The sequence below is a fragment of the Sphaerospermopsis sp. FACHB-1194 genome, from assembly GCF_014696235.1.
GTDB classification, from domain to species: domain Bacteria; phylum Cyanobacteriota; class Cyanobacteriia; order Cyanobacteriales; family Nostocaceae; genus Sphaerospermopsis; species Sphaerospermopsis kisseleviana.
The window spans coordinates 96,643-116,056 of the sequence record NZ_JACJPU010000006.1; the positions used below are offsets into that span (position 1 = coordinate 96,643).

35 protein-coding genes and 2 pseudogenes are annotated in these 19,414 nt (G+C 37.6%); 25 read left to right on the forward strand and 12 right to left on the reverse strand.

The window, feature by feature from the left end; translation table 11 throughout:
* Window positions 1–233: 233 nt before the first annotated feature.
* Window positions 234–1,307 carry an FAD-dependent oxidoreductase gene (locus H6F45_RS05660; protein ID WP_137666296.1) on the reverse strand — a complete coding sequence of 358 codons (1,074 nt, stop codon included), beginning with the start codon at window positions 1,305–1,307 and terminating at the stop codon, window positions 234–236.
* 87 nt (window positions 1,308–1,394) lie between these two features.
* On the opposite strand from H6F45_RS05660, the gene H6F45_RS05665 reads away from it, so the two are divergent.
* Window positions 1,395–2,237 carry a YaaW family protein gene (locus H6F45_RS05665; protein WP_137666295.1) on the forward strand — a complete coding sequence of 281 codons (843 nt, stop codon included), beginning with the start codon at window positions 1,395–1,397 and terminating at the stop codon, window positions 2,235–2,237.
* Complete coding sequence (locus H6F45_RS05670) at window positions 2,219–3,550, forward strand: O-antigen ligase family protein (protein ID WP_190346703.1); 1,332 nt, start codon at window positions 2,219–2,221, stop codon at window positions 3,548–3,550. The genes H6F45_RS05665 and H6F45_RS05670 overlap by 19 nt, the downstream gene beginning before the upstream one ends.
* A 92-nt stretch (window positions 3,551–3,642) precedes the next feature.
* Here the strand turns inward: H6F45_RS05670 and H6F45_RS05675 are convergent.
* The 3 genes and pseudogenes from H6F45_RS05675 to H6F45_RS05685 all read right to left on the reverse strand — a co-directional run bounded on the left by H6F45_RS05675 (window position 3,643) and on the right by H6F45_RS05685 (window position 5,647).
* A pseudogene (locus tag H6F45_RS05675) lies at window positions 3,643–4,671 on the reverse strand (IS4 family transposase).
* Between the two features lie 324 nt (window positions 4,672–4,995).
* Window positions 4,996–5,358, reverse strand: a complete 363-nt coding sequence (locus H6F45_RS05680) for a hypothetical protein (RefSeq protein WP_190346704.1) — start codon at window positions 5,356–5,358, stop codon at window positions 4,996–4,998.
* Window positions 5,351–5,647, reverse strand: coding sequence for a hypothetical protein (locus tag H6F45_RS05685; protein ID WP_028091146.1), 297 nt, complete (start codon window positions 5,645–5,647; stop codon window positions 5,351–5,353). Before H6F45_RS05685 ends, H6F45_RS05680 begins: the two co-directional genes overlap by 8 nt.
* A 211-nt stretch (window positions 5,648–5,858) precedes the next feature.
* Between H6F45_RS05685 and H6F45_RS05690 the strand changes: the two genes are divergently transcribed.
* The 6 genes from H6F45_RS05690 (at window position 5,859) to H6F45_RS26385 (ending at window position 7,754) form a co-directional block, all read left to right on the forward strand.
* The gene (locus tag H6F45_RS05690) at window positions 5,859–6,062 is read left to right on the forward strand and encodes a type II toxin-antitoxin system HicB family antitoxin (RefSeq protein ID WP_028091145.1); all 204 of its coding nucleotides are present in this window, start codon (window positions 5,859–5,861) and stop codon (window positions 6,060–6,062) included.
* Complete coding sequence (locus H6F45_RS05695) at window positions 6,059–6,238, forward strand: type II toxin-antitoxin system HicA family toxin (protein ID WP_242052559.1); 180 nt, start codon at window positions 6,059–6,061, stop codon at window positions 6,236–6,238. The genes H6F45_RS05690 and H6F45_RS05695 overlap by 4 nt, the downstream gene beginning before the upstream one ends.
* A gap of 184 nt (window positions 6,239–6,422) precedes the next feature.
* A complete protein-coding gene (locus tag H6F45_RS05700; protein ID WP_137666291.1) occupies window positions 6,423–6,980 on the forward strand; it encodes a Uma2 family endonuclease in 558 nt (185 codons plus the stop codon).
* Entirely contained in the window at window positions 6,977–7,102 is a 126-nt protein-coding gene (locus H6F45_RS26925; RefSeq protein WP_268932391.1) for a hypothetical protein, read from the forward strand. Before H6F45_RS05700 ends, H6F45_RS26925 begins: the two co-directional genes overlap by 4 nt.
* Window positions 7,103–7,134: 32 nt before the next feature.
* Entirely contained in the window at window positions 7,135–7,362 is a 228-nt protein-coding gene (locus H6F45_RS05705) for a DUF2281 domain-containing protein (RefSeq protein ID WP_137666290.1), read from the forward strand.
* A gap of 116 nt (window positions 7,363–7,478) precedes the next feature.
* Entirely contained in the window at window positions 7,479–7,754 is a 276-nt protein-coding gene (locus H6F45_RS26385) for a type II toxin-antitoxin system VapC family toxin (RefSeq protein ID WP_347237709.1), read from the forward strand.
* Here H6F45_RS26385 and H6F45_RS05715 read toward each other — a convergent pair.
* Genes H6F45_RS05715 through H6F45_RS05725 form a run of 3 tightly spaced genes read right to left on the reverse strand, consistent with a single transcriptional unit; the run spans window position 7,722 to window position 8,442 of the window.
* On the reverse strand, window positions 7,722–7,934 hold the full coding sequence (locus H6F45_RS05715) for a hypothetical protein (RefSeq protein ID WP_190346705.1): 213 nt from the start codon (window positions 7,932–7,934) through the stop codon (window positions 7,722–7,724). The genes H6F45_RS26385 and H6F45_RS05715 overlap by 33 nt on opposite strands.
* On the reverse strand, window positions 7,927–8,202 hold the full coding sequence (locus H6F45_RS05720) for a hypothetical protein (protein WP_137666287.1): 276 nt from the start codon (window positions 8,200–8,202) through the stop codon (window positions 7,927–7,929). Before H6F45_RS05720 ends, H6F45_RS05715 begins: the two co-directional genes overlap by 8 nt.
* 21 nt (window positions 8,203–8,223) lie before the next feature.
* Window positions 8,224–8,442: a hypothetical protein gene (locus H6F45_RS05725; RefSeq protein WP_190346706.1), complete on the reverse strand. Its 219-nt coding sequence runs from the start codon at window positions 8,440–8,442 to the stop codon at window positions 8,224–8,226.
* A gap of 203 nt (window positions 8,443–8,645) precedes the next feature.
* On the opposite strand from H6F45_RS05725, the gene H6F45_RS05730 reads away from it, so the two are divergent.
* The 12 genes and pseudogenes from H6F45_RS05730 (at window position 8,646) to H6F45_RS05780 (ending at window position 12,249) form a co-directional block, all read left to right on the forward strand.
* Window positions 8,646–8,864, forward strand: a complete 219-nt coding sequence (locus H6F45_RS05730; protein ID WP_096571719.1) for a hypothetical protein — start codon at window positions 8,646–8,648, stop codon at window positions 8,862–8,864.
* A gap of 4 nt (window positions 8,865–8,868) precedes the next feature.
* Entirely contained in the window at window positions 8,869–9,267 is a 399-nt protein-coding gene (locus H6F45_RS05735; RefSeq protein ID WP_190346707.1) for a PIN domain-containing protein, read from the forward strand.
* Window positions 9,268–9,366: 99 nt separating this feature from the next.
* Window positions 9,367–9,498 carry a hypothetical protein gene (locus tag H6F45_RS26930; RefSeq protein ID WP_265586230.1) on the forward strand — a complete coding sequence of 44 codons (132 nt, stop codon included), beginning with the start codon at window positions 9,367–9,369 and terminating at the stop codon, window positions 9,496–9,498.
* Between the two features lie 22 nt (window positions 9,499–9,520).
* Window positions 9,521–9,994, forward strand: a complete 474-nt coding sequence (locus H6F45_RS05740) for a type II toxin-antitoxin system VapC family toxin (RefSeq protein ID WP_137666284.1) — start codon at window positions 9,521–9,523, stop codon at window positions 9,992–9,994.
* A 2-nt stretch (window positions 9,995–9,996) separates the two neighbouring features.
* Window positions 9,997–10,158: a hypothetical protein gene (locus H6F45_RS05745; RefSeq protein ID WP_190346708.1), complete on the forward strand. Its 162-nt coding sequence runs from the start codon at window positions 9,997–9,999 to the stop codon at window positions 10,156–10,158.
* Between the two features lie 34 nt (window positions 10,159–10,192).
* Window positions 10,193–10,426: a hypothetical protein gene (locus H6F45_RS05750; protein WP_190346709.1), complete on the forward strand. Its 234-nt coding sequence runs from the start codon at window positions 10,193–10,195 to the stop codon at window positions 10,424–10,426.
* A gap of 22 nt (window positions 10,427–10,448) precedes the next feature.
* Complete coding sequence (locus H6F45_RS05755) at window positions 10,449–10,664, forward strand: hypothetical protein (RefSeq protein ID WP_027400994.1); 216 nt, start codon at window positions 10,449–10,451, stop codon at window positions 10,662–10,664.
* Window positions 10,661–10,942, forward strand: coding sequence for a type II toxin-antitoxin system mRNA interferase toxin, RelE/StbE family (locus H6F45_RS05760; protein WP_137666283.1), 282 nt, complete (start codon window positions 10,661–10,663; stop codon window positions 10,940–10,942). The genes H6F45_RS05755 and H6F45_RS05760 overlap by 4 nt, the downstream gene beginning before the upstream one ends.
* A gap of 194 nt (window positions 10,943–11,136) precedes the next feature.
* A pseudogene (locus H6F45_RS26390) lies at window positions 11,137–11,241 on the forward strand (element excision factor XisH family protein); the annotation flags it as partial.
* A gap of 58 nt (window positions 11,242–11,299) precedes the next feature.
* Window positions 11,300–11,629 (forward strand): XisI protein, encoded by a 330-nt coding sequence (locus H6F45_RS05770; protein ID WP_190346710.1) that lies wholly within the window; start codon window positions 11,300–11,302, stop codon window positions 11,627–11,629.
* 210 nt (window positions 11,630–11,839) lie between these two features.
* Entirely contained in the window at window positions 11,840–12,058 is a 219-nt protein-coding gene (locus tag H6F45_RS05775; protein ID WP_002765634.1) for a type II toxin-antitoxin system HicB family antitoxin, read from the forward strand.
* A gap of 2 nt (window positions 12,059–12,060) precedes the next feature.
* Window positions 12,061–12,249: a type II toxin-antitoxin system HicA family toxin gene (locus H6F45_RS05780; RefSeq protein ID WP_002765632.1), complete on the forward strand. Its 189-nt coding sequence runs from the start codon at window positions 12,061–12,063 to the stop codon at window positions 12,247–12,249.
* Here H6F45_RS05780 and H6F45_RS05785 read toward each other — a convergent pair.
* Window positions 12,246–12,479, reverse strand: a complete 234-nt coding sequence (locus H6F45_RS05785) for a hypothetical protein (RefSeq protein ID WP_190346711.1) — start codon at window positions 12,477–12,479, stop codon at window positions 12,246–12,248. The genes H6F45_RS05780 and H6F45_RS05785 overlap by 4 nt on opposite strands.
* A gap of 61 nt (window positions 12,480–12,540) precedes the next feature.
* Here H6F45_RS05785 and H6F45_RS05790 point away from each other — a divergent pair, with 61 nt between their 5' ends.
* On the forward strand, window positions 12,541–12,747 hold the full coding sequence (locus tag H6F45_RS05790; RefSeq protein WP_190346712.1) for a prevent-host-death protein: 207 nt from the start codon (window positions 12,541–12,543) through the stop codon (window positions 12,745–12,747).
* Window positions 12,728–12,943, forward strand: coding sequence for a Txe/YoeB family addiction module toxin (locus H6F45_RS05795; protein ID WP_322743365.1), 216 nt, complete (start codon window positions 12,728–12,730; stop codon window positions 12,941–12,943). The genes H6F45_RS05790 and H6F45_RS05795 overlap by 20 nt, the downstream gene beginning before the upstream one ends.
* Window positions 12,944–13,075: 132 nt before the next feature.
* On the opposite strand, the gene aroB is transcribed toward H6F45_RS05795, so the two are convergent.
* Window positions 13,076–14,173 (reverse strand): 3-dehydroquinate synthase, encoded by a 1,098-nt coding sequence (gene aroB / locus H6F45_RS05800; protein WP_190346713.1) that lies wholly within the window; start codon window positions 14,171–14,173, stop codon window positions 13,076–13,078.
* A 175-nt stretch (window positions 14,174–14,348) separates the two neighbouring features.
* Here aroB and petL point away from each other — a divergent pair, with 175 nt between their 5' ends.
* Complete coding sequence (gene petL, locus H6F45_RS05805; RefSeq protein WP_096571713.1) at window positions 14,349–14,441, forward strand: cytochrome b6-f complex subunit PetL; 93 nt, start codon at window positions 14,349–14,351, stop codon at window positions 14,439–14,441.
* An 82-nt stretch (window positions 14,442–14,523) separates the two neighbouring features.
* Here the strand turns inward: petL and bioB are convergent, their stop codons facing one another.
* A complete protein-coding gene (gene bioB, locus H6F45_RS05810; RefSeq protein ID WP_190346714.1) occupies window positions 14,524–15,528 on the reverse strand; it encodes a biotin synthase BioB in 1,005 nt (334 codons plus the stop codon).
* A 76-nt stretch (window positions 15,529–15,604) separates the two neighbouring features.
* Between bioB and H6F45_RS05815 the strand changes: the two genes are divergently transcribed.
* Window positions 15,605–16,174, forward strand: a complete 570-nt coding sequence (locus H6F45_RS05815) for a GNAT family N-acetyltransferase (protein ID WP_137666280.1) — start codon at window positions 15,605–15,607, stop codon at window positions 16,172–16,174.
* 133 nt (window positions 16,175–16,307) lie between these two features.
* Window positions 16,308–17,756 (forward strand): YdiU family protein, encoded by a 1,449-nt coding sequence (locus H6F45_RS05820; protein ID WP_190346715.1) that lies wholly within the window; start codon window positions 16,308–16,310, stop codon window positions 17,754–17,756.
* 44 nt (window positions 17,757–17,800) lie between these two features.
* On the opposite strand, the gene H6F45_RS05825 is transcribed toward H6F45_RS05820, so the two are convergent.
* Window positions 17,801–18,856: a glycerate kinase gene (locus H6F45_RS05825; protein WP_190346716.1), complete on the reverse strand. Its 1,056-nt coding sequence runs from the start codon at window positions 18,854–18,856 to the stop codon at window positions 17,801–17,803.
* A gap of 185 nt (window positions 18,857–19,041) precedes the next feature.
* Window positions 19,042–19,374 carry a DUF565 domain-containing protein gene (locus H6F45_RS05830; protein ID WP_096571708.1) on the reverse strand — a complete coding sequence of 111 codons (333 nt, stop codon included), beginning with the start codon at window positions 19,372–19,374 and terminating at the stop codon, window positions 19,042–19,044.
* Window positions 19,375–19,414: the final 40 nt, after the last annotated feature.

Sequence of the window (19,414 nt, forward strand, 5' to 3'; positions counted from 1 at the left end):
CTACACAAAACGCAGCATAAACTATTAGGGATCAATTTTATTTACCTTTATTTACAAAAAATTTTGTTAATTATGCTTAACCTGAAAGTAAAGTTAAACTCACAATAAGATTTACATTACCTCTGATATTATTTCTATATGAAGCTGCTCCTAATTATGCCCCCGTCTGTGGGCTTATTTTGTCTTTCCCCAGAATTATATTCTGAGGGAAAAATTAAAGTGTAATTTACATATTAAAAAAATCTTAAAAAGTCCACATCTTCCATCAATAGATGTTGCAGTTGCTGATCAATTTCAGCAGCAGCAGCTAATCCCGAAACCATTGCTCCTTCTACCAAATTTCCGCCACACCAATCACCACAACAAACTAAAGGTAAAGGAGTATTGGCAGATAAACAAGGTATATCTAAAGGAGTACGAGGAAAAGCATAACGCCAACGATGTACTTGCATCCATTGAGGATTTTCTAACCAGGGAAGTGCTAAATTTTCTGCTGCTTTTTGCAACATATCATTACCAACAGGTTGTAAATCTTGGGTTTCTAGATGTTGTTGAGCGAACTTGGCGCTACTTTGTAACACAAAATGCGGTGGTTGTGATTGGGGACGCTTGCTACTATCGAATCCAATCCATGCTAAATCAGCATGATCATTAAAAGTTAAAGCTTTCCAATGGGGTAAGGGTTGAGAGTTGGGGGAAAATCCCGCCATGACACTAATACAAGGGTAAAACTCAACAGAATGCAAACTATCGAAAAAATCAGCACCCAATAAACTTTTACCCAAAGGCGCTAATAAATCTCCAGCTTGGGGTGCAGGAATAGCAACTATTAAACCCTTGGCGTTTAATTGTTCATTATTGTCTAAAGTAAGACACCAAGCATTTTCTTTGGTAAGATTAATCTTGATCACACGCTGATTAAATAAAATCTCTAAACCAGGAGTGAGAAATTTAGCAATACTGCTCATTCCCTCTGGTGCAACATAACGCGGACTACAGTTTGCTGGTTGAGATATACCTTCAGTGATGGAAAATTCATAAACTATATCTGTCCAGATTTTCAGAATTTGCCGATTTTGCAATAAATCCACAAATTTACTGAATAATTCACCCTTAGGTTTTAGATAACAAGCACCATGATCAGCCCAAGTTCCCTGTAAACGCCGAGTAGCAACCCTTCCCCCCACACCACGAGATTTTTCCACCACTAAAACCCCATAACCAGCTTGACGTAACCGCTGGGCGCAAACTAAACCAGATATACCCGCACCAATAACCGCAATATCAGTAAGATGAGAATTTGACATATTTCACAATTCAACCTTGACAATAACTATTAAAAGCTAATAGTAGAATAGGGTACAGACTAGCAGCATGGAAGGGAGGATGGGAAATTGGATGAACTAAGGGCGGTACTAGAGTTAGCCACCGAAGAAGAACTACAAGACTTAACAGCTATTCTGTTTAGTCGCAAATTTAATCCCCTAGATTATGTTCACACACCCGAACCCATCGTAGTGCAAAGCCAAGATCGTCAAGCTTGGTTAGATGCAATAGAAAACCGCTTTCGCTTTTTAGCGGCTGATGGGATCACGGTATTACGGGGGCGCACTGATCAAGTAACTTACCGACAAGCATTAATTCAAGTATGTAAATATTTGAAAATTCCTTATTATGACGATTTAGCAACCATTGATTTAGAAGCAGAGGTATTTTTGCATCTTTTAGGAAAGGTGTGGAAAAAATTGCCAAAACAAGAACAACAAAAAATTGCCACTAAAATACAACGTCAGTTATTATCATCAGAGGAGCAAAAACCATTACCTCTGTCATTACAAAAAGATCCTTTAGGATTAATTTTCAAAGGTGGTAGTGCTTTAGCTGTAACTTCCGTGATTCAGCCTTATGTACTTCAACAAATTGCCCGTCAATTTGCCATTCATTTAGCTACCTATCAAGTAGCCAAAGAAGCCGCAATTACAGGTACACAAGTAGCCAGCAAACAGTTTCAAAGCTATGTCACAGCACAAATGGCGCGAAGGGGAATGACTGTAAGTGCAGCCCGATATAGTGCAGTTCGCACAGTATTTGCTGTTGTCGGACCAATGATGTGGGCTTGGTTTTTTGCTGATTTAGGTTGGAGAGCGATCGCTACTAACTATGGTCGCATTATTCCTACTATTTTCACCCTCGCGCAAATTCGTCTCACCCGTGCAGAATGTTGGGAGTTAGCTTGAACAAGGCTTTTTATCATCCTGATTTTAGTTTGCAACCTGCGTGGAACAGTCTTCAATTTGGGTTGCTTGTTTTCCCTGTCAATCCATTTTTGGGGGCTGTAACTATTTGTTTGGCATCATTAATAACTTGGGCGAAAAAATACCGCACCATTAGCCAAAAACCCCTACACAAAGGATTTGCAATTTTAAGTTTATTGTTGTTGATAACTACCGGGTTTGCCTCTCATAAATTAGAGGCTTTCCTGGGTTTATTCAACTTATTACCTTATTTTTTTGTATTTGCCGGATTAACTTCCCTAATTCAAACACCTGCTCAATTATGGCGAATAGCTTGGATTATGATCATAGGTTCTTTACCTGTGGTAATTATCGGTTTTGGACAATTATTTTTAGGTTGGAGTTTTAAAATACAATTTCTTTGGGTGTTAATAGATTTGACAATTGCCCCCGGAGGAGATCCACCCGGACGTATGGCTTCTGTGTTCATGCACGCCAATACTTTAGCCGCTTATTTGGTGACAATTTTTATTTTGGGTTTGGGTTTATGGCTAGACAATTATCAAAAACTCCAACAAAAAATCCCACAGAAAATCACAACTAATTACCATCCCATTATTTTCTTAACAATAACAGTAATTGCTAATTTCTTAGCTTTGATTTTAACCAACTCTAGAAATGCTTGGGGAATAGCGATTATTACCTGTTTAGCTTATGCTTTATATCAAGGTTGGCGGTTAGTTGTCGCTGGTTTTTTGAGTATTGCCACTAGCATATTGTTAGCAGCTTTTGCACCAGAAGCGATCGCTCAATTTTTCCGTCGTTTCGTTCCTTATTTTATCTGGGCGCGGTTAAATGATCAAATGTACCCTGATCGACCAGTAGCATTAATGCGAAAAACTCAATGGGAATTTGCTTGGAATTTAACACAACAACATCCCTTTACAGGTTGGGGTTTACGCAGTTTTAGCGGACTTTATAAAACCAAAATGCAGATAGACTTAGGTCATCCCCACAACTTATTTTTAATGTTATCAGCAGAAACCGGTTTAATTACCACTTTGTTATTTTGTGGGTTACTAATTTGGATTTTAATTACTTCTAGTCAAATTCTATGGAAATCAGAATCTTTAGAACCAGAAAACAGAATCATCTTTTTTAGTTATTTATTAGCCTTTATCGGTTGGATAATATTTAATACAGTCGATGTCACAACATTTGATTTACGGTTAAGTACATTATTTTGGGTATTTTTAGCTGCCCTATGCGGTGTATGTTATCAGTATAAGTCACGTCATCATACCAATTCTATGTGAGGTTGCGCTATATTTCCGTAGGGGCAATTCATGAATTGCCCCTACCATGTATAATTTGTTGTAATTTGAAAACAATCGTTACAATACTTAATTTAATCGTGTAAATATTTACTATCTTCCATCCAATGAACATAACTAATTTGTTGACACATACAAGCTTGAAGATAGCGGAATTTATCTAACATTTTATTACCCCATTCTTGAGGAACAGATACAAGTTGTAAAATTAGATAAGCGATGAGACTGGCATAAATTTGTATGCCAATACCATTAACATTTTTGGTAATTAATTTATCTAGTTTTAGGTGCATCTTTAAGAATTTCCATAATAATTCAACTCCCCAACGTAAACGGTAAATATCCCTGATTTCATCATCTGTAACTGCTGCCTCTCCATCTGACGGTAAATTCGTGACTAAGCGAAATTCAGTTTTAGTTTCTAAATCACAAAAATTAACTACCCTATAAGCGGGAGCATCACTCGCTGAACCGATTTTGACTAATCCAGTTCCCGATTCAAATTCTAGTTTCCAATTATTCTTAATTCGCACTACAAAATATTTGTCTTTTTGCACTAATTCCTGCATAAAATTTAGTCCCGCAAAACCTCTATCCATTACCCCAACAGCATCTTGCGGTAAATTAGACATCATTGATGAACCAAATTTATAATCATGATTATGTCCAAAATTTATCAAATTATCTTCTGGACTTCCTGTTGACAGATTGAGGGAACTAAAAAGTTTTACTTGATGATGTCCTAAAACCCATAGTAACTTACTTGTTAAGGTAATTACTGTAGAATCAATTGGACAAATGGCGTATTTATCATGTAACTTTTTGTGAGCTTTTTTCTGGACTAATTTATTCAATTGATGATAAATCTTTTGGAAGATTTCTTGATTTCTGTGTGTGTTAGCCTTGGAAAAAGTCGAAATCCTTACATCAATCCCTGTATTGTTTAATCTTTTAAATAAGTCCCTCATACTTGTTAAACTATTATCCAAGGCATAACCCAACCAACACTCAACTTAAAGACGGGTGTTCAAAACCGGATAATCATTTTTTGGCAAGGATTTGAGGATGTCTTTGACAATCTTGGGAAATGAATTTATAATCATGATCAAATCAATATTTTGATATAGCTTGCTCAAATTTTAATATATTTTGGGCTATTTTTATCACAGATTTCTTAACATTCAACACTTCTGGACTAAACCATATGAATAGTAACGTATTAGAATTTACCATTTATAAGCTGATAGCCCCCAATAACTCCAAGGATAAAGAATTAAGTGAATTATTTATTTCTTGGACTACTCAATTGACTTTCGATCAAAAAATAGCTGTAACCCTATTCCTAACATATATCAAGGAGAATTTTGAATATCTTTCAAATGATGCTAATGAAGCACTTGAAAGTTATTGGAATAACTCCAAGATAATCAATTACTGATTTTATGATGATATTTTTTGGTATGCGATCGCTTTTGGGGATGTGGAGAGCGATCGCTTTTTGGGATGAGGAAGGTGCGATCGCTTTTTAGGGATGTGGAGGTGCGATCGCTTGTTGAGGATGTGGGAATGGGCGATCGCTTTTTAGGGATGTAGGAATCGCTTTTTGTGATGTGGGAGGGCGATCGCTTTTTGGGGATGTGGAGGGCGATCACTTTTGGGGTGTGGAGGGGCGATCGCTTTTTTGGGATGTGGAGGAGCGATCGCTTTTGGGGTGTGGAGGGGCGATCGCTTTTTTGGGATGTGGAGGAGCGATCGCTTTTTGGGGATGTGGAGAATCGAGAACTAATCATCTCTATTTCCACGAGTTAAATAACGGACTTCTTCCAATAAAATATTAAATCGCTGATCGCTTTCAGCTTGTCTTTGTTTGATCAATTCCATTTCACGCTGATTTTGAGCAGCTACTTGTAGCAATGCTTGAGCTGTTACTCTCAACCCATCTATGCTATCTTTAACTTCAGTTATACTTTCCCTAACTTCAGTCACACTTTCTCGCAACTCAGTCACACTTTCTCGCAACTCAGTCACACTGGAAGCCAAATCATCAAGCATTTCATCATTCCACCGTTGTACACTCATAGTATGTTCTTAATATTGCAATTAAACTAATATTCTAATTATACCAAAGATATCGCTTGTTTGGGAATGTGAGAGGGCGATCGCTTGTTGGGGATGTGGGAATGCGATCGTCCCAGTGCTGACTTGTCAGTTCGCTCTCAATGGAGAAATTTTTGGAATTAAATTAATCTGTTAAAATTGGTTCAGGTAAACAACTCCAAATGTAAAATCAATGAAAATTAAAGCTATTATTTATCCTGCCCAAGAAGGGGGTTACTGGGCTGAAGTACCTGCACTTCCTGGTTGTATAACAGAAGGGGATACAATGGAAGAATTAATTAATAATCTTCAAGATGCTATACAAGGTTGGCTAGAAGTAGCAAATGAAATTCAAAAACCAGATCCAATCTCACAAGTGATTGAAATTGCAGTATGAAATCAATTTCTGGGAAAAAATTATGTAAAATTGTTGAGAACAAAGGTTGGATTATCAAAAAAATTACAGGCAGTCACCATATTTATGAAAAACCTGATGAAAGTAAAATTATTTCTATTCCTGTACAATCAAGATTTAAAACTTGGGACTTTAAAATCAATCATGAAGATAGCTGAATTGGTAGAAGATGATTTGTAATTAATCTTTGTTGTGTAGGCTATAACATACGTTAGTCTTAGAGGGCGTTTGAAAACTTTACCGAAGGCGATCGCTGTTTGGGAATGTGGAGGGCGATCACTTTTGGGGATGTGGGAGGGCGATCGCTGTTACAATTAAAGAGATTTTGGAGGGTATGAAGCGATGATAGTTACAGCAATTAGACCCGTAACAATCGAAGAGTTTTTGCAATTACCAGAAACAGAACCTGCTTCCGAATTTATTAATGGACAGATCATACAAAAACCGATGCCTCAAGGGGAACATAGTCAACTTCAGATTGACCTCTGCGAAAGAATTAATCAAATTGCCAAACCTCAAAAAATCGCCAAAGCCTTTCCCGAACTACGCTGTGTTTTTGGTGGATTAGCGATCGTTCCTGACATAGCTGTATTTCGTTGGGAGCGAATTCCTCGATTGTCGTCAGGACGGATTGCCAATCGTTTTGAAATTTATCCCGATTGGGCGATTGAAATTCTCTCGCCCGATCAAAAATATAAACAAGTCCTAGCCAAACTATTACACTGTGCCGAGTATGGGACGGAATTGGGATGGTTGCTAGATGCTGAAGATGAAAGCATTTTAGTTGTAGATAGCGATCGCCGAGTGAGGGAATTTAAAAATAGTGATCGTCTGCCTGTTCTTACAGGGATTTCATTAGAGCTAAACGTTCAAGAAGTCTTTAGCTGGTTGATTTTTTGACAGGATTGCTTTTGGGGATGTGGGGAGGGCGATCGCTTTTTGGGATGTGGGAGGGCGATCACTTTTTGGGATGTGGGGAGGGCGATCGCGAAGCACGACCTAAAAATCATTTGCTAAAATAGAAGTAACTTAAAGTTACAGGAAAAACAAATAAATGATCACTTTAGAAATGGCGATCGCTAAAATTAAACAATTACCTCTTGAACAGCGCAATGAAGTAATTAAATTTATCGAGTTCTTAGAATTTAAAGCAGGAAACATTGATCTTGCTTCCCAAGAAACAAAAACTACAAAAAATTACCCACTGAGAGGAAAACCTATTACCATTGCTAATGATTTTGATGAACCTTTGCCGGAACTTTGGGAAGCATTAGCAGAATGATTTTACTAGATACCCATATTTGGCTATGGTTACTTCACGATCCTAGTCAATTATCACAAGCAGCATAAGCAGCTATTGAAAGTGAAGAATCTCAAAATGGCTTATTAGTTTCCGCTATTTCTGTTTGGGAAGTAGCAGTTAAATCTAGTGTCGGTAAATTAGTTTTGCCTTTACCCATTGATGAATGGTATCAGTTAGCGCAAACTCATTCAGGTATAATCATAGAACCTTTATCACCCATAGATGCAATTGCCAGTACACAGTTACCAGACAATTTTCACAAAGATCCAGCAGACAGAATTTTAGTTGCTATTGCTAGACGTTATGAAATTCCCCTTGTTACCTGTGATGCCAAAATTTTAAATTATCCCCATGTAAAAACGATTTGGTAAATATGCGATCGCTGTTTGGGATGTGGAGGAAGTGCGATCGCTTGTTGAGGATGTGGGAATGGGCGATCGCTTTTGGGATGTGGGGGGGTGATCGCTTTTTGGGGTGTGGGAGTGCGATCGCTTTTGGGATGTGGGGGGGCGATCGCTTTTTGGGGATGTGGAGAATCGAGAACTAATCATCTCTATTTCCACGAGTTAAATAACGGACTTCCTCCAATAAAATATTAAATCGCTGATCGCTTTCAGCTTGTCTTTGTTTGATCAATTCCATTTCACGCTGATTTTGAGCAGCTACTTGTAGCAATGCTTGAGCCGTTACTCTCAACCCATCTATGCTATCTTTAACTTCAGTTATACTTTCCCTAACTTCAGTTATACTTTCTCGCAACTCAGTCACACTGGAAGCCAAATCATCAAGCATTTCATCATTCCACCGTTGTACAGTCATAGTATGTTCTTAATATTGCAATTAAACTAATATTCTAATTATACCAAAGATATCGCTTGTTTGGGAATGTGAGAGGGCGATCGCTGTTTGAGAATGTGGGAGTGCGATAGCGAAGCGCTCCGTAGGAATCGCTTTTGGGGAAGTGAGAAGTGCAATCGCTTTTTGAGAATGTGGAGGAGTGCGATCGCTTTTGGGATGTGAGAGGGTGTTTGAAAAGTTTTGGATCGTGATTTTAGGCACTTCATGATCCCCCCTAACCCCCCTTAAAAAGGGGGGAACTAGAGTCAAAGTCCCCCTTTTCAAGGGGAATTTAGGGGGATCTAGAAATAGTTGATACACCATCAGCGACTTTTAAAACATCCTCTGATGCTTTCAGGAATGGTAAAGGAAATAAACTGAGGTATAATAGAACTAACAAGCAAATAAAGACTAGGAAAATAGATATGATTACAGTAGAATTTCAAACCACTATTGAAAATGGGATGATCAAAATTCCCGAACAGTACCAACAACAGTTAAAACAACCCAATATAGTTAAAGTCACTCTTCAACAAGACACTTCTGAACAGTCTGGAAATTACCTCCAATATTTATTAGAACATCCGTTAAATATAGAAAAATTAACTCCAATGAAACGAGAAGAAATTTACGAAAACGAATAAAAAAATGACATTTTTAGATTCAAATATCTGGATATATGCACTTAATCAGAGTCAAGATATCCGAAAACATCAAATTGCTAACCATCTAGCCACACAAACAGGACTTTATTTAAGTACCCAGGTAATCAATGAAGTTTGTGTAAACTTAATCAAAAAAGGAAATTTTTCTGAAAATCAAATTCAAAATCTTATTCAAGGTTTTGATCAAATTCATCATATCATTGAACTTGATTTGAATATATTGTTAACAGCATCCACATTAAGAACAAAATATTTATTCTCATTTTGGGATAGTTTAATTATCGCCAGCGCACTATCAGTTAATGTGAATCAACTCTATTCAGAGGATATGCAACACGGTTTTACAGTGGAAGGATTACAAATTATTAATCCTTTTCTCTAAGCGATCGCTTTTTGGGATGTGGGAGGGCGATCGCGAAGCACGACCTAAAAATCATTTGCTAAAATAGAAGTAACTTAAAGTTACAGGAAAAACAAATAAATGATCACTTTAGAAATGGCGATCGCTAAAATTAAACAATTACCTCTTGAACAGCGCAATGAAGTAATTAAATTTATCGAGTTCTTAGAATTTAAAGCAGGAAACATTAGACATGATATAATACAAAAATAAATCATTTTATAAGTATTTAATAATGATTGAAAGTTTATATCTTGATACCAGTGTTATTGGCTATCTTACAATTAGACCAAGCACTAATCTAATTACTGCTTCAAATTCAGTAATTACACAAAATTGGTGGGATACTCGTCGGCAAAATTTTACTCTATATATCTCGGAAGTAGTTTTAGAAGAATTAGCGAGAGGAGATCAAGAAATAGCTACTAAAAGACTAGAGCTAATAAGTGAATTACCATTATTAGCAATCAATGAAGCAGTGGAAGAATTAGCCCAGCAATTTCTGATAAAAAGCAATCTTCCTCCTAAAGCATCTGATGATGCTTTGCATATTGCCTTAGCCACTGTTTATAAAGTAGATTATTTGTTAACATGGAACTGTAAACATATCGCTAACGCACAAATCCAGAAAAAACTCTCACAAATTAGTATTCAATCTGGATATGAACTACCAACAATTTGTACACCCTATGAACTTATGGGAGATTAACAATGTGGAAAGATGAAGTATTAGAAGAAATTTACAAAATTCGAGAAGAACACGCTAAATCTTTTAATTATGATTTGCATGAAATTTGTCAAGATTTAAGGAAAAAACAGGTAGCTAAAAACAGAAAAATTATTACTCAACCTCTCATCAAATCACTATCCTAAACTAAGTTTTGGTATTGAGGGGGCGATAGCGCAAGTGCTGACTTGTCAGTTCGCTTTTTGGGGATGTGGGGAGGTGCGATCGCTTTTTAGGGATGTAGGAATCGCTTTTTGTGATGTGGGAGGGCGATCGCTTTTTGGGGTGTGGGAGGGCGATAGCGAAGCGCTCCGTAGGAATCGCTTTTTGGAGATGTGGGAGGGCGATCGCTTTTTGGGATGTAAGGGGCGATCGCAAAACTTCAAAAAGAACGATACCATTAAATTAAAATAAGTCAAACTAATTAAGTACAGCCATGAAAACATCAGCATTCCAGAAAGCTATTGAGTCAGTCGAAATTTTATCAATAGAAGATCAAGAAATATTACTTAACCTTCTGCAAAAAAGACTGCACGAAGCAAAAAGAACCAAACTATCTCAAGAAATTACAGAAGTTCGTCAGGAATTTTATGAAGGAAACTTTCAATTTGGTTCAGTTAATCAATTCTTAGGAGAACTTGATCAACCATGAACATCGCTTGGACTCCTAAATCATTGCGTTCTTTTAAACGTCTAATCCGAAAATATCCAAATCTTCGACCTCTGATTGAACAAACTTTATTGCAATTAGCTGAAGATCCTTTTTATCCTAGTTTACGTACTCACAAACTAAAAGGTGAGTTAGCTAATGTCTGGTCTTGTTCAATTGACTATAATTATCGTATTTTGTTTGAATTTGTTGAAAATACTGAAGACCAACAAGAAGCTATTTTGTTGCTCAATTTGGGAACTCATGATGAAGTATATTGATACGAAAGTGCGATAGCGAAGCCCACTGAAGGTATCGCTTTTAGGAGATGTGAGAGGGCGATCGCTTTTGGGGATGTGAAGGGGTGATCGCTTTTGGGATGTGGAAGGTGCGATAGCGAAGCGCTCCGTAGGAATCGCTTTTAGGAGCATCAGAAGTAACTGAATTTCACCTAGCACTTGGTCAATGTCTCAATTACCGTTCAGCTTTGAAATTGACTGAACCTGAGCGGATGCTGTATTTAGCTATTCCCGTAGATGTTTATAATGAGTTTTTTAGTGAAGATTTATTCAGAGAATAATTACTGAGTATGAACTAAAATTACTAATTTTTAACCCAGAACAAGAGGAGATTGTGATATGGAGAGACTAAATTACAAAGAAATAGTCCAAAAAATTCTGGAAAATCATGTAAAAAATAGCTTCCATAGTCAGACAGAAGTTAAATTAATATTTGATACAGAGCGTGATAGATATCAAGTTCTTAATCTTGGTTGGCAAGATTTAACGCGAATATTTGGATGTATTATTTATATAGAAATTAAAGACGGTAAAATTTGGATTGAACGCGATGGAACGGAAATAGGAATTGCTAATGAATTAGTAGAAGTTGGAGTTCCTAAACAAGATATAGTTTTAGCATTTAAAGCTCCATACAAACGGAAATTTACTGAGTTTGCAGCTATTTGAATCTTATGTAATTCAGGTATTTAATGGTGATCGCTTGTGATTATGGGCGATCGCTTTTTGAGAATGTGGAGGAGTGCGATCGCTTGTTGGGAATGCGATCACTCATCTACCATCTATGATTTGTAGGGGTTTAGCAATACTAACACCTTGCATTTTTGGTAAAAATAGGTTTATAATTAATTATATGTAATTATCTTCAAAAAGAAAATAATGCTAACTACATACACTGCCAAATATACAAAAGTTAATAGCGGCTATATGGGACAACTGATTGAATGGCAAGAAGTTATTACTGAAGGAGAAACCTTAGAAGAATGTAGAATTATGTTACAAGATGCTCTCAAAGAAATGATCATTGCTTATCGTCAACAAAATAAAGAAATTCCCACAGGAAGCTCTTTACTTGAACAAATTCCGGTAGAAGTTTGATTATGTCAGTAAAACGAAAAGATTTAATTAAATATTTAGAAGAAAACGGATATTATTTATTACGGGAAGGTGGAAATCATTCGATTTATACTAATGATCTAAAAACTATTCCTGTCAAAAGACATCGCACAATTGATCGCATTACGGCAAATGCAATTTGCAAACAAGCAGATTTATTACCTAAGTTTTAAATATTACCGGATCTCTCATGGGACGCTTTGCTATTCAGAGAATAGTAGGTATCGCCTTTAGCGATCGCTGTTTGGGGGATGTGGGGGTGCGATCGCTTTGATAATGAGGGTTTTGCAGGTGCGATCGCTTTTTGGGATGTGGAGGGGCGATAGCGAATCGCTGCTGCAAGCAGTTCGCTTTTTTTGGATGTGAGAGAGCGATACCTACGGTAAGCTACCGCTAACACCAATAGCTCATCAAAACTTTTGCAATTATAATTGTTAACAACCCAGTAAGTTATATTCGCAGCTATGAATAACGCATTACAATATATTTGTGATTCAGAAGGGCCAACAGTTTCCGTAGTTGTACCCATTGCCCTTTGGCAAGAAATAATGGCTGAGAGAGAAACCGCTTATCTATTAAGCAGTTCAGCCATGAAAGCAAGATTACTTGCAGCTAGAAAACGTCAAGAAGGAATTTCTTTGGAAGCAGCCTGTGAAAAACTTGGAATTTGATATGGATGCTTTTGAGGACTTAGCTTGGTGGATCGAAACTGATCGTAAAAAAGCATTAAAAATCATTAAACTAATTCGTGAAGTACAACGTAATCCATTTGAAGGCACAGGACAACCTGAAGCCCTAAAACACGATCTATCTGGCTGCTGGTCAAGGCGAATAGATCAAGAACATCGTCCAATACTATTCGGTTAACGAAATTTTATACTTAAACAACCTATTGTATAAAAACAACAAATTGTTGAAGATGTTGGGTTTCGTTCCTCAACCCAACCTTGTATCTTAGAGGAGGTTGCATCTTGCCCGCTAAACTGATGTGGAAATGCTTTAACCTGCCATTTCCTCTAATACCTGCCTGATAGTATCCGTTGGTACTTCGTCTGTCACTTTAACTGCACCTATTTGGGTAGGTAACACAAACTGCACTTTCCCAGATTTGACTTTTTTATCTAATTGCAAAGCATCAATAATCGCTGCAATATCTAAACCTGCTGGTAATTTTGTCGGTAAACCTGCTTTTTTAATCAGTGCATTTTGACGTTCTGTGTCGGCTTTTTGCCAAAGTCCCAATTTTACAGCAATTTCCCCTGCTGCTATCATGCCAATACCCACAGCTTCACCATGTTTCAACAAGCGATAATTGGTTAAACTTTCCACCGCATGGCCGATAGTATGACCATAATTCAAAATTGCCCGCAGTCCAGATTCTTTTTCATCTTGACTGACAACATCTGCCTTCGCTTGACAAGAATGAGTTAATATGTAATTTATCAGGTCGGATTTTACATAGCGGAGTTGGTCAAGGTGCTTACTCGCTTCCAATTGAGTAAACAATTCAGCGTCCCAAATTACGCCGTACTTGATCACTTCCGCCATTCCCGCCCGAAATTCGGCTACTGGTAAGGTTTTCAGGACTTCAGGATCTATTAATACTAAACTGGGTTGGTGAAATGCACCGATCAAGTTTTTACCTTGAGGATGGTTAACGCCGGTTTTACCACCTACAGATGAATCTACCATTGCTAATAAGCTGGTAGGAACTTGGACAACATTAATTCCTCTTAACCAAGTAGCAGCAGCAAACCCAGTCATATCACCAACCACACCACCACCTAAAGCGACCATCGTTGAGGAACGTTCTAACCGATGTTCTAAGGCCACATCATAGATTTTTTGGATGGAGTTTAAAGTTTTGTAGCGTTCTCCAGGGGGGAGGTTGTAGTGAACCACATCAAAACCAGCATTTTTTAAAGAGGCGATCGCCCTTTCCCCATAATGTTTAAATATCATCGGGTTAGAAACCAACAGTACCTTTTTACCCAGTTTTAAACCCGTCATCTGTTCACCCAGTTGATCTAAACTCCCTGGTGCAACAGTGATTTCATAAGAATTTTCTGGTATATCAACTTTAATTACAGAACTCATTTAACAACCCTGATATCATCACAATTTCGCGTATTTTATCGCAGTTTGGGTACTGGTGACTGGTGAATGGTGACTGGTGAATGGGTAGTAGTTGATAATTATGAATTATGAATTACGAATTACGAATTATTAATGATTCAATATATTTAGTGAACTAATTTCTGGAGTAATACAAATGGCTATCGTTGAATACATTGCATTTTTAGTCGTGTTTATGGGTATCGCAGTTGGTTTATTATTTGGTCTACGTTCCGCCAAGATCATCTAATTCCTAATTATTCACCCTAAAACCCTTTCTAGAGGCGGGTTTTCCCGCCCTTGATAAACAAACTCAAACCCTAACAGGTTTTCTACTCTGTCACCTGACCAGCAGGTGTTTTCCCCTGCTTCTCAAACGGTGGCCGCATTTCTAAACCCAATAAATTCAACATTTGCCGATCTGCATCATAATCAGGACAGGGAGTAGTCACCGTCAACATCTTATTATCATCACTGGAAAAAATCGAATTAGCACCCACCATAAAACATAAAGCTTGTTCAACTTGGGAAAGTTTCGCCCTCCCCGCACTTAAACGCACATCAGAAGTGGGCATAATAATTCTAGCAGTGGCAATCATCCGCACCACTTCCCAAATCGGAACTGCCGGCTGATTTGCCAACGGTGTACCCTCAACCTGTGAGAGAATATTAATAGGTACTGATTCGGGATGGGGTTGTAAATTAGAAAGGGTGTATAACATTCCTACCCGGTCCTCAATGCTTTCACCTAAACCGAGAATACCACCAGAACACACGGTTACATTAGTCGTGCGGACGTTTTCAATGGTGTTTAGGCGATCGCCATAAGTCCGAGTAGTAATCACAGTGCTATAATATTCCTCAGACGTATCTAAATTGTGATTATAAGCATATAATCCCGCATCTTCCAAACTTTGAGCTTGGTTTGCAGTTAACATCCCCAAAGTACAGCAAACCTCTAAACCCATAGAGGTGACATCTTTTACCATCTCCAGGACTTGCTCAAATTGGGAATTATCCCGCACTTCCCGCCAAGCAGCACCCATACACACCCGACTTACACCGGTTTCCTTTGCTTTTTTAGCAATATTTAGCACAGTTTCTTTTTCTAACAGTGCTTCCGGTTTTACCTCGGTTTTATAGCGTGACGACTGAGCGCAATAACCACAATCTTCCGGGCAACCACCAGTTTTAATAGATATCAACTTACAAACCTGTATTTGTTTAGGATTATGAAATTGCCGATGTACAGTAGCAGCTTGATAAACAAGCTCTAGAAATGGTGTATTATAAATAGCCAAAATCTCATCTTTTTGCCAATTGTAGCGTATTCCCACCGTGACTATCCTTTTTTAGAATGTTACCAAAATAAACAAAATTACAGCAAAAACAGCAAAATAATAATTTTAGTATATGAAATCAGAACTGCCACTAATTAAAACTAACCGCTTATTTTTAAAAGTAGCTACTTCCGAAGATATACCGCAAATCATCAAATATTTTACTATAAATAAAGACCATCTTACTCCATTTTCACCTACTTGGGCTGATGGTTTTTTCACAGCAGAATATTGGCAATATCAAATTGAGCAATATCATCTAGAAATTATTCACGGTTGCGGTTTAAGATTCTTTATACATCATCAAAACAACCCCAAAGAAATAATCGGCGTTCTCAACTTCAGTAATTTTATACGCGGAGCAGCTAGTTTTTGTAATGTTGGATATAGTTTAGCAGAAGCAGCACAAGGTCATGGTTACATGACAGAAGCATTAAAAGCGGGAAATAAATATATATTTAATGAACTAAATTTTCACCGGATCATGGCCAATTATATGCCCCATAATCGCCGTAGTGGTAATGTATTAAAAAGAGCAGGTTTTGTAATTGAAGGATATGCTAGAGACTATTTATTAATTAATGGTCAATGGGAAGATCATATACTTACCAGTTTAACTAATTATAACTGGAAACCGTATTAACAGGAGTCAGGAGTCAGGAGTCAGGAGTCAGGAGTCAGGATAAAGAATTGATTTTTTAACCCTATTCCCTATTCCCTATTCCCTATTCCCTATAATGTAAGATAAAGAGAACACCAATTAAAAACTACTAAAAATGACACTTGCTGAAACTCCAAATCCCACCACTTCAAGTAATCCTTTACTATCACTTAAATATGAAAGTGCCTTAGAATCATTAGGTAATGATTACTATGATGAAGTCGCAGCCGAAGAATTTCCTCAACACATTTTGCGCTGGCGTAATAATGCAATTTTACCACGCTTAGGACTTGAAGCAACAACAGTAAAAGACGAAGATTTTATTCACGCATTTGGTAAATTTCAAAGCAGAAAACCATTTTTAGCATTGCGTTATCACGGTTATCAATTTGGTGAATATAATCCCCATTTAGGCGATGGTAGAGGGTTTCTTTACGGACAAGTTAGGGGAATAGATGGGGAATTATATGATTTTGGGACAAAAGGTTCAGGAAGAACACCTTACTCCCGTGGTGGTGATGGAATGCTCACTCTGAAAGGAGGAGTTAGAGAAGTTTTAGCCGCAGAAGCATTACATCGTTTAGGTGTGAAAACTTCCCGTTGTTTAAGTATGATTGAAACCGGGTTAAGTTTATGGCGTGGTGATGAACCTTCTCCCACTCGTTCCTCAGTCATGATTAGAATGAGTAAATCTCATATTCGGTTTGGAACTTTTGAAAGATTGCATTATTTGAAACGTCCTGATTTAACTAAGAAATTGTTAGATCATGTGATTGATGAATATTACCCAAACTTGAAAAATGAAGATGATAAATATGCTTTATTTTATGCTGAATTAGTCAAAAGAGTAGCCGAGTTAGTAGCGCAATGGATGGCAGCAGGTTTTTGTCATGCAGTTTTAAATACTGATAATATGTCAATTACCGGTGAAAGTTTTGATTATGGACCTTATGCTTTTATTCCTTCCTATGATCTATACTTTACTGCTGCTTATTTTGATTATTATCGCCGCTATTGTTACGGACAGCAACCAAGTATTTGTCATCTGAATTTAGAACTATTGCAAGAACCGTTAAAAGCAATCATTGATCTTGCTGATTTGCATCATGGTTTAGGTAAATTTGCCGAATACTATCATCTGGAATATCGAAATTTAATGTTGAAAAAGTTAGGTTTTGAAGATAGTAACTTAGCGGAAGGTGATGATTTATTAGATTTGACAGTTACTTTTTTGAAAGATAGTCAAATTAATTATCATCAATTTTTCGCAGATATGGCGCAGACTTTTTCAATTAAATGGCGTGATGAACCAGCTTTAGTAATGAATGGTTGTGAGATTGTACCATCTGTAGGTTCATCAAATATTTTTGATAATTGGTGTCTGCTTTATCATAAAATCCTGAATAATTTTGACCCTGAGCAAATGCAGACAATTTCCCAAACTTTAGCTAAATATAATCCCCAAGCAAATTTATTAAGACCAGTGATTGAGTCTATTTGGCAACCAATTGTGGAGTCAGACAACTGGCAACCTTTTTATGATTTAGTCAAAGGATTTCAATAGAACGTTTGATTGAGATTCTGATGGTTAAACAGGTGTAATTTCAGTTAACATTTGTCAGAGTGATAACTAGAGATTGCACCAAAAGAGTGATCAGTATTCACTTGAATGACTAAATCAACTTTCGAGGATCTTAATAATGGCTTGATCAATAATTCTGGATGTAATGAACGCCAAAAGTAATTGACAAATTCCTCGATTTGTGGATCATTCATGCCGGATTTACCAGCAGCGATCATTTTTCTTTCAGCTTGTTTACGCCATTCTAAAGAACAACGATAATCGCTGGGATCAAGTGCTATCAAGCTATCTAAGCGTTGCCATAGTGGTAAATAAGCTTGCAGTTGGTGATTCATGTCACGAGCAAAAGCCCGATCATCATCTGTGATAATGGGGGGTGGTGTGGTAGTAAAAGCTTGGGGATCAATGGGTAGTACACCCACAAACCAACCTTCAAACAGGACTATATCAATGTTGGTAACTATTTCTGGGGTAGAGCGATCGCCAGCACCAGAGTAAGCAGATTTATCGAAGCGGGGAACTGTCACAGGACTGTTGCCTTGACGAATTTGATCGAGTACACTTAAACCTAAGTCGATATCGTGAGTTCCTGGTGGACCACGCCAAATCAAACGGGGATCTTGCTGCGTTAAAGTCAAGCGATCGCTGTATGTTTTGTATAAGTCATCCAAAGATAAACTTAAAGTAGAGTATCTCAACTCCTGGAGAATCAAACTGAGAATCCGGGACATTGTGGTTTTACCAGTACCTTGTCCACCTAAAATCCCCTGAATGAAAGGTCTGCCTAACTTTTGTCGCTGGGATGCAATTTTCATTCCCAACGGTAGCCATAAATCCCACAATACCTGTAACATAGCCTGAATGGGAATTTGCAGGTTATTTTCACAAAATTGGCTAAAAGCAGGGAAAACCGATTTCAGTAGCTGCGATCGCTCTTGAATAACTTGAGTTACATTGTCGGGGGTAATATTAAAAACCTTTGTCCTCACAGGATCAGCCAGTGTTGCTGCTTGTGCTAACACTTGCCAATCAGCATCTATTTCACCTGTGAGCAAAAATTCATTTAGCCACTCACTGAGCATAACTAGCACCCATTACCAAAATAACTTGATCAATTGATAATTGACAATTGATAATTGTTTCATTCAACGCTGAAAAACTTCCCTTTTCAGGGAAAAAAGCCAAAAATTCTGCTTTTTCAAGACTCTGACTTGAACCGGAGAGGTAATTGTCAATTTTTCATTGTTAATTGTCCATCATTGAAATCTTACGAACCCAGCTTAAAGGCTTCTAAGAATAGACTGTAGATGAAACCAACTTTCAGAAAGTTCAGAGTTTCCACCCACAGAGCTTGTCTAGCCAAAAAGCGGCGACTGTAAAAAATCCTGCTGGTGATCTCCGTTAGTAAAACCAAAAAAGCAGCGGCCACCATATCCAACTCGGCCTTTTGTCCAGCGGTAGTAGATACTGCCGATCCCATAAAAAAACCAAATAACCAACTGATTAAAAGTAGGGATAAGCGCCGCCAAGGATTAACAAACCATTGCTCCACACTCCTAGCAATGGTACTGAATAGGTTGTTAAGACGAGTATTTTGCATATTGGGGACTGGAGACTGGGGACTGGGGACTGGGGACTGG